Below are 9057 nucleotides of genomic sequence, written 5' to 3'. Positions count from 1 at the left end.
TTCAACCCTTAATTCGCATTAGTAGTTAGTATAAAGACCTATGGCGTAAAATCCTGCCCATCCTTTAATCCTTCCTTTCCTGGTTCAGAAACAGCCCCTTTTTTTCTTTCAACATGATCCTGCCAATCCTTCGATCCTTCCTTTCTTGGTTCAAACCTAAAAAGCATAGGTCTAACTATTAAATACTCCCTACTTTATAGTCCACGATATACTTAAGTCGCGTTTTTACCGTTTAAAAATTAATGCTACATTTGGGCGTTTAGTTAGATAGATAAATAATTTATGAAGAAAACATTACAATTAACTTTCATTCTAGTTTTGACTGTATTTGCGGGTATGAACATTGCTCAGGCACAATTGCCAACAACACATGCTATTGGGGCTCGCTTCGGATCTGCAACAGGTGTGACTTACCGCTATAGCTTGAACCAAACCAATGCCATCGAGGGTATCTTGAGTGTGCAAAGTAATTCGAAATATAGTAGATTTCGTTTGGTAGGTTTGTATGAATATCACATGCCTATCGCAAACGACTTTTCTTGGTTCTGGGGATTTGGTGGTAGTGTTGGATCCTATTCTGGCAAAGCTTATACCGACGATAAGGGAAATCGCTTTGACAAGTATTCTGAACTTGCATTGAGTGTGGATGGTATCGCAGGGGTAGAATACAAAATACCTTCAGCGCCAATCGCTCTTTCATTGGATATCAAACCTCACTTTGACTTCTTGCAAAGCTCGGGCTTTAAAATATTTGATACCTTCGGATTCTCTGTTAGGTACACATTCTAAGAAAAACAAAGGCTCGCAATCGCGAGCCTTTGTTTTATAAAGATTTTAGTTAGAAAACTTTCAGAAATTTTTGTTCCTGTTAGTATTCAGTAGACGCATGAAGTAATTATTGATTAGTGGGTGCCAACGACAACCAAATATCTCCCAATACGCGTTGTTCTGCCGTAGCTTCCGGATTTCTTTCAATATAATACGACACACGATCGCTAACCTTCAACGTAACAGGGATTTCGCGAATCAATCCTTCTCGCGCGATCATGATATTCAGCGTAGTTCCAATCGCTGAGCTACTGATTGCTAAATCAAGTTCCCGACCTTGCGGGTCGATTCTCGTACCGTTGACTGCTACGATTTCATCATCCACATTCAGTCCAAACTCCCAAGCCGACGAGTGGCGATCAATATTTTTGATCACGGTTCGTCCGTCGTGATGAGATACCTTGATACCCAAACTAGGAACAATATTCGCTTTATTCTGATCGATAAACTGATAGCCTACTAGGTTGAAGTAAGCATTGTAATCGAGTTCTTCGCAAGTATGAGCAGCGTCGAAAATTTCGCCTAGGCTTGTGCCCGTCACTTCCTCCGCAAGCTTTCTAAATTCAGCTTCCTCGATCCCTCTACCATCAATTAAGTAGAATTGTTTATAGGCAGCTTGTAAGACTTGGTCTAATCGCTTTTCTCCATTGGTTTGCGCGAGGATACTGATATCCAACATGCAGGCCAGCATAGCGCCCTTATTGTAGTAGGAAATACTTGAGTTTTGGGAATTCTCATCCGGGCGGTATTGTTTGATCCAGGTATCGAAGCTCGATAGCCCTACGGATTGCACTAGATGACCGGGCTTATTCAACACCATATTGAACTCGCTGACTAAAGCTTGTAAGTAGTCTACCTCATCACGAAAGCCACATCTACGGGTAATGAGGTTGTCGTAATAAGCAGTAAACCCTTCAAAGATCCAAAGAAGATGCGTGTAGTTCTCTTCTTCATAATTAAATGGTCCCAATGTCTTCGGACGCAAGCGTTTCACGTGCCACAAATGGAAATACTCATGAGCAACAAGGCTTAAGAAATTTGTATAACCAATCGCATTGGAGTAAGCATTGCGTCCCGACGCTAATACTGTAGAGTTTAAGTGCTCTAAGCCTCCGTGTGCACTTTGGTAATTATGTGTTATAAAAACATATCGATCGTTTGGATTAGAACCCCACAATTTCGTTTCCTCTTCCACGATTTTCTTGATATCGTAGGAAAGCATATCCTTATCGTAGCTTCCTACGCCCACCATTGCAAATTCGTGCGGTATTCCTGCAGCTTCAAAGCTCCATATATCCTGGTTTCCAATTTCTAATGGTGAATCAAAAAGGATGTCGAAGTTCTCCGCATAAAATGTGTTTTCTTCGTTGTCGACTTTTGGTAAACCTGTTGATATTTTAGACCAATAACTTGGCAAGTTTACCCGTACGGTTGCGTCGTGATTGAGGTGGCCGGCAACATAGAAGAAAGTCCCCGCCGGGCTAAGGAAAGCATGCTCAGCATCCACAAAGTTCGTACGAACAGACTTTTCAAAGCTATAGATGCGATATTTGATCATCACACTGTCGCTCGGATTGTCGATGCGCCATGTATTTTTGGACACCTTATAGATTTTCAGATCCTCAGCATTGTCCTTCACCGCGGAAACTTGTTCGATATTTTTGGAGAATTCGCGCACAAGGTAGGAGCCGGGCGTCCATACAGGCATTTTGATGTCTAAAAAGGTATTGGCAAAACCTTGAATGTACATCTCCATTTCAACATAGTGTGCCTGTGGCTCAATAAAAGAGATCTGAAAATCGATACTACTGTTCATGCTTTTTATAGTTATGAGAAAAGGGAAGCTAGTTAAGCATTCCCTTTATTTTTTAATTCTGTTATATACTTCGAAAGTGTAGTCAAACTGATGCTTTTCATCTTTTGAATGGGCTTCAGACGATACTAGCTCCCAATCTTCTGCAGGTAGGGCAGGGAAGTAAGCGTCAGCATCATCAATTTCAGCATGCACGCGTGTAAGAAGAACTTTGGAAGCAAGGGAAAGTGCTTGCTGATAGATTTGAGCACCACCGATGATAAAAACTTCACGTTCGTCTCTGCAATAAGTCATTACCTCCTGCAAACTGTTTGCAACATCGACGTCTTCGGCCTGAAAAGTTGGCTGTCGCGTGATTACGATGTTTCTACGGCCAGGTAGGGCTTTACCGATCGATTCAAAGGTTTTTCTGCCCATAACAATGGAATGGTCCATTGTGTTGTTCTTAAAATATTTAAAATCGTTCGGAAGGTGCCATAACATTTGGTTGTTTTTTCCTATAGCATTGTTTTCCGACGCGGCAACGATTAGTGTGAATGTTGGATAACTCATGTAATGTTTTAATATGATTATACGGCAACAGGTGCTTTAATATGCGGGTGGAATTCGTAGTCTACCAGTTCGAAATCTGAGAATTTGAAATCAAAGATGTCTTTGATATCCGGGTTGATGATCATTTTTGGAAGTGGTTTCGGATCTCTGGATAGCTGCAATTCGGTCTGCTCAAAATGGTTGCTATAAATATGGGCATCGCCTAGCGTATGTACAAATTCGGCAGCTTCCATGTCGCAGACCTGCGCGACCATCATGGTCAATAGTGCATAGGATGCAATATTGAAAGGTACGCCTAAGAAGATATCGGCACTGCGTTGATATAGTTGGCAAGATAGCTGCGGTTTATGAATTCCTTTTTCAGGCTCTGCCGGAGCAACATAAAATTGAAAGAAGGCGTGACATGGAGGTAAAGCCATGTTTTCGACCTCAGCCACATTCCAAGCTGATACAATAATCCGTCTAGAATCAGGTGTATTCTTTAATTGATTGATTACTTGGGTGATCTGATCGATATGGCCACCGTCAGGCTTTGGCCAGGAACGCCATTGCGATCCATACACAGGACCCAGGTTTCCATCTTCATCCGCCCATTCGTCCCAAATACTAACACCATTCTCTTTCAAGTATTGAATATTGGTTTCCCCTTTCAGGAACCATATTAATTCATGGATGATGGAACGTAGGTGTAGTTTTTTGGTCGTTACTAACGGAAACCCTTCTTTTAGGTTGAAACGCATTTGATATCCAAAAACACTTTTCGTTCCGGTGCCTGTTCTATCGGTTTTAACAACCCCATTTTGATAAACATGCTCCAATAAATCCAAATACTGTCTCATAGGTTCGTTTCCTTTTTATATTAGCTACGAAGATACCTTTTTTTTCTGAAAGTGTGAGTTTTCATTGGCCATCAAGAACTTTCATCCCTGTTGGTTTTTCAATGGAAGTATGAAAGTTTTTTCTGAAAGTGTAAGTTTTCATTGGCCATCAAGAACTTTCATTCCTGTTGGTTTTTCAATGGAAGTATGAAAGTTTTTTCTGAAAGTGTAAGTTTTCATTGGCGATCAAGAACTTTCATTCCTGTTGGTTCTTCAATGGAAACATGAAAGTTTTAAAATCATTGGAATATCAGATTTTTTCAACAACTCACATTTTGCGTCTTTTTGTGTATTTTTGCAAAATATCATGGGAAAAAAAGTTGCTTTCTATACACTGGGCTGTAAGCTGAATTTTTCAGAAACATCCTCCATCGGTCGAATCTTCAAGGATGCGGGCTACGAGACTACGCCATTTAACAGTCAGGCAGATGTGTATGTCATTAATACATGTTCGGTAACCGATCATGCAGATCGAAAGTGTAGAAAGGTTGTAAAAGAAGCATTAAAATATTCTCCAAATGCCTACATCACTATTGTTGGATGTTATGCGCAGTTGAAGCCGAAGGAAATTTCTGAGATTCCTGGCGTGGATATGGTACTGGGTGCTGCGGAGAAGTTCAATATTCTAGAGCACATCAATGATCTGACGAAGAACGAAAAAGCAGTTGTGCACAATGCGCCAATTGACGAGACCAACCAATTTGTTTCGGCCTTTTCTATTGGTGACAGGACGCGTACTTTTCTGAAAGTTCAAGACGGTTGCGACTATTCATGTACGTTCTGTACCATTCCATTAGCGCGTGGTGCAAGCCGTTCGGGCAAGATTGAGGATATCGTGAAGCAAGCGGAAGAAATAGCAGCGTCAGGGGTGAAGGAAATAGTGTTGACAGGGGTTAATATTGGTGATTTCGGAGTCCGTGATGGCAAGCGTCAGGATCGTTTCGTCGATTTAGTAAAAGCATTGGACGAAGTGGAAGGCATCGATAGAATTCGTATTTCCTCGATCGAACCTAATTTGTTGACGAACGAGATTATTGAGTTTGTCGCTCAATCGAAACGCTTCGTTCCGCATTTCCATATGCCCTTGCAATCTGGGAATAATGCAGTATTAGCGAAGATGCGTCGTCGCTATAAGCGCGAACTTTATAATGAACGCGTAGCAAAGATCAAGTCTTTGATGCCCGATTGCTGTATAGGGGTGGACGTAATTGTCGGTTTCCCGGGCGAAACACGTGAGGATTTTATAGATACCTATAACTTTTTGAACGAAATGGATATCTCTTACCTTCATGTTTTCACTTATTCAGAAAGAGAGAACACAATTGCTGCGCAGATGGAAGGTGCAGTGCCTGGAGCACAGCGTAGCGATCGCAGCAAGATGTTACATATTCTATCCGAGAAAAAACGTCGTGCATTCTATGAGTCTCAATTAGGTAAAACTGATATGGTGTTATTTGAAGGCGATGAGAAGGATGGTTATATGCATGCGTTCTCGAGAAACTACGTGAAAGTGCGTACGCCTTATGATCCTTTATTGGTAAACGAGGTAGTACCTGTCAAGTTCCTTAGCATTGCAGAAAATGGCGACGTCGATATCGAGGAAATACAAGAAGTATTGGTACATTAATAAACAAGACATATACAAAAAAGGCGATCAGATTTTTGATCACCTTTTTTCTTTAAGGATTTTATTGTTGATTCCGTCTGCGGAAGGAAGCAAATTCCTTATGAAGTCTCAATAATTTGTAGGTCGAACTTAGCAACTCGTTCGTCTCCAAAAGGATAGAGAAGTATAATCTACTGTTTTTTGGACTGCTTTCCGATGTTCTGATTCGATCGATCTGTTTATCCAATAGATTATTGATGTATTCTTGAATACCCTCGCGCTCATCAATCAAGGAGTCCATCTTACTGAAATCCTGACGTTTGTAAGCCATGTTGATCTTTGAGAACCAATCTCCTAATCTTTCTACCACATATTTCAAGTCCTTTGCCTGGCTGATGCGAAGCGTTTTGTGATTATTGTCCACATGATTTAAAGCATTTGAGTTTATCACTGCCACATTCTCAATCATATCCTGCAAATAGCCAAGGGAAATAATATAATAGCGACTTCCTTTGACAGAACTATCATCCAGGTTACGGATAAAGTTATACATGGAGTTATTTGTCGAATTAAGGTCGTTCATCAATTTCTTGGTCAACTTCTTATTGATCTTGAGTGCTTCCAAATCTTCCTTAATCAACGAATCAATCGCGTCCTTATAGAATACGTTCGCTTTGGAGAACGTTTCTGAGATTTGGTTCGCACTGGTTTCCATCACTTGTTGAAGTGATAAAATATCCGATTTGTCCAAGTTTAGTTCCTGTAAAGCTTTGGCCTTGATTTTCTTATCATGGCTTTTCGCGTTGCGGTATAAAAGCAATGCTAGCACCACTAAGGCGATCACAAAAGTGACTATTCCGCCGACTTTCAAGAAGTAAGCAAAAACGAAGGCTCCGGCAAATGCACAACCCGCTGTTACGAACCATCCACCGATTACATGGAATACACCCGAAACGCGATATACCGCACTCTCACGGCCCCAAGCACGATCGGCAAATGCAGTACCCATCGCTACCATAAACGTTACGTAGGTGGTCGATAAAGGTAATTTCATCGATGTTCCTAACGCGATTAAGCTACTCGCAACCATCAAGTTAACAGAAGCACGGATCATATCAAACATCGGCTCGTCTTTGCCTTTTGGTTTCTGTTGTCCAACGGCAATCATCGGTGTTTCAAACTTTTTGTCGATGTTCGATTGCAAAGTCTTTGGCATGACGTAGGAAAGCACAGAGCCCATACGGATGAAGCCGCGTACAATAGTTCTGGAAAGGAAGTTTGATTGGAATTTCTCATTTCCATCACCCTGGTTCGATAAACTCATCTCCGTTTCGATAACGGTTTTTGCTTTCTTAGAGGTCCATAAAGTAATTACCATGACAATACCAGCAGTTAGCAATATCCATAGCGGAGCAACGATTTCAGAGGATGCTAGTGCGTCCATGGTGAAAGTGTCGGGATTTGCGCCAGGTACGCTTTGGAAAATTTCGATAGACTGTATAGCAGCGACTGGAACACCAATAAAGTTCACTAAGTCGTTTCCTGCGAACGAAAGCGCTAGAGCGAAAGTTCCAATACCAATAATTACTTTGAGGATATTGATCCCTAACCGCGTGATAATAAAACTTATGATGGTACAAACCACAAAGCTGCCACCTAATAGCAAGAGCTCATGAGTTTTGATCCAGTTTTTAATGTCGGAGTTTAGGAAAGATACTTCTTTCAGACCTTTGATCAGAATGAAATAAGTAATCGCGGCCATAGCAATTCCACCGAAAACCACTCCCACGGTTTTTAATTTCTTTTCAAATTGGAAGGTAAATAATACTCTCGAGATGTATTGTACTAACATACCAATGCTGAATGATATGACCACCGAGAGGAGAATACTATAGACGATTTCGGAGGCCTTTTCCGTATTGATATAAGACGATAAACTAGACCAAGAACCGTCGGTCATAACGATTTTAAACACTGCTAAGCTGATGGCTGCACCCAGTAATTCGAATACAATAGATACCGTTGTCGATGTAGGAAGTCCGAAATAATTAAAAATATCGAGCAGGATAATGTCGGTTATCATGACGGCGAGAAATATTGCCATGACATCATCAAAGGTGAATTTGCTGGGGACGTAGATTCCACTTCGTGCAATTTCCATCATTCCGCTAGAGAATACTGATCCAAATAAAATTCCTAAGCTGGCAATAATCATGATAGTCTTGAAAGGGATTGCTTTCGAGCCGATTGCCGAGTTAAGGAAGTTTACAGCGTCGTTACTGACGCCCACCATCAAATCAATAATTGCTAAGACGGCAAGGGTAATAAGAACTAGATAAAGATAGTTTTCCATAAGACATTATCTGTTGATACTGTTCGGATTTGTGTGAATTGAAGTTGTTAAATTCACGAAATTATTAATTTAAAGTCGGATTCGAAGATTTTTGTTTTGGAATATTCTTCCATACAATAATCAACAGGATAAAAATAACCCCCAGCCACTTCATCCAAGAAACCGATTCATTTAATACCAGGTAAGACATACACACAGCAACTGGCAGTTCAACAGCACTCAATACAGCACCCAACGAATAACCAATGCTAGGCATGCCATAGGCAAAGAGCAAGGGCGGTATCACCGTTCCAAAAAATGCAAGCAGAAGTCCGTAGGGTAGAATGCCTATGAAAGTTTCGCTCTGTAATAAACTAACGGGCTGCAGCGTGATAGCGATTAACAGAAAGGCTCCGGTAATCATCAGCGCAGATTTATGGATAGGAGGGTAATCATTTCCAACTCGCCCATTGACGATCATGAAGACAGAATAAGCTGTTGCTGCCAATACCCCATAGATTAAGCCGGGTATGGAAAAAGAAGAAAGTGGCTCTTCAATTAAGCCCGTCGCAAAGACAGTCCCAATCAATATGCAGACAATTCCGATAATCTGGGTTGCACTCGGTTTTACTTTGAAAAAAATAAATTCGATCAGCTGACCAATCCATATATACTGCATTAGCAGTACGATTGCCAAGGATGCAGGTACTAATTGCACACATTTGTAGTATAAGATACTGACCGTTCCAGTACTGACCCCAGCCAAGATTATTTTCCACTTCGAAGATTTAGCAGGATATTTTTTTTGTGATTTAGTTCTAGCTACAACTATCCAAAGTATCCAAAGGATCAACGCCCCTAAAAAGGCTTGTATACCTGTGACTTCGCCTAATGAATAGCCCTGTTCATAAGCTTTTTTTACAAATGTGGAGAGAATTCCAAAGCTCGCAGCACCTAGAAAAACTGCAATTGCTCCCTGAGTTTTGTTCATATGTTGCAAAGTAAGGGAATATTTTGATTAGATGGGAGATATTAGATTTTAGATATT

Annotated in this window: 7 protein-coding genes; 2 read left to right on the top strand and 5 right to left on the bottom strand. The window is 40.9% G+C overall.

The annotated features are described in order from the left end of the window. Positions 1-282: 282 nt before the first annotated feature. Entirely contained in the window at positions 283-789 is a 507-nt protein-coding gene (locus B2400_RS13820; RefSeq protein WP_149525264.1) for an outer membrane beta-barrel protein, read from the top strand. Positions 790-895: 106 nt separating this feature from the next. Here the strand turns inward: B2400_RS13820 and B2400_RS13815 are convergent, their stop codons facing one another. From B2400_RS13815 to B2400_RS13805, 3 genes are read right to left on the bottom strand one after another with little or no spacing between them, the layout of a single operon-like run. Beyond that, complete coding sequence (locus B2400_RS13815) at positions 896-2644, bottom strand: M61 family metallopeptidase (RefSeq protein WP_286651688.1); 1749 nt, start codon at positions 2642-2644, stop codon at positions 896-898. Positions 2645-2689: 45 nt separating this feature from the next. Further along, positions 2690-3193 (bottom strand): dihydrofolate reductase, encoded by a 504-nt coding sequence (locus tag B2400_RS13810; protein WP_149525266.1) that lies wholly within the window; start codon positions 3191-3193, stop codon positions 2690-2692. A 17-nt stretch (positions 3194-3210) separates the two neighbouring features. After that, positions 3211-4032 (bottom strand): thymidylate synthase, encoded by an 822-nt coding sequence (locus tag B2400_RS13805; protein ID WP_149525267.1) that lies wholly within the window; start codon positions 4030-4032, stop codon positions 3211-3213. Between the two features lie 346 nt (positions 4033-4378). Here B2400_RS13805 and mtaB point away from each other — a divergent pair, with 346 nt between their 5' ends. Further along, the gene (gene mtaB, locus B2400_RS13800) at positions 4379-5698 is read left to right on the top strand and encodes a tRNA (N(6)-L-threonylcarbamoyladenosine(37)-C(2))-methylthiotransferase MtaB (protein WP_149525268.1); all 1320 of its coding nucleotides are present in this window, start codon (positions 4379-4381) and stop codon (positions 5696-5698) included. 61 nt (positions 5699-5759) lie between these two features. On the opposite strand, the gene B2400_RS13795 is transcribed toward mtaB, so the two are convergent. Both B2400_RS13795 and B2400_RS13790 read right to left on the bottom strand, forming a co-directional pair. Then, positions 5760-8030 (bottom strand): inorganic phosphate transporter, encoded by a 2271-nt coding sequence (locus tag B2400_RS13795; RefSeq protein ID WP_293934317.1) that lies wholly within the window; start codon positions 8028-8030, stop codon positions 5760-5762. A gap of 64 nt (positions 8031-8094) precedes the next feature. After that, entirely contained in the window at positions 8095-9000 is a 906-nt protein-coding gene (locus B2400_RS13790; protein ID WP_293934315.1) for an EamA family transporter, read from the bottom strand. Positions 9001-9057 lie beyond the last annotated feature (57 nt).

This window comes from Sphingobacterium sp. UBA6645, assembly GCF_002455685.1.
GTDB lineage: Bacteria > Bacteroidota > Bacteroidia > Sphingobacteriales > Sphingobacteriaceae > Sphingobacterium > Sphingobacterium hotanense.
The sequence above is the reverse complement of the archived record's forward strand: the minus strand, read 5'-3'. Positions and strand labels throughout refer to the sequence as shown.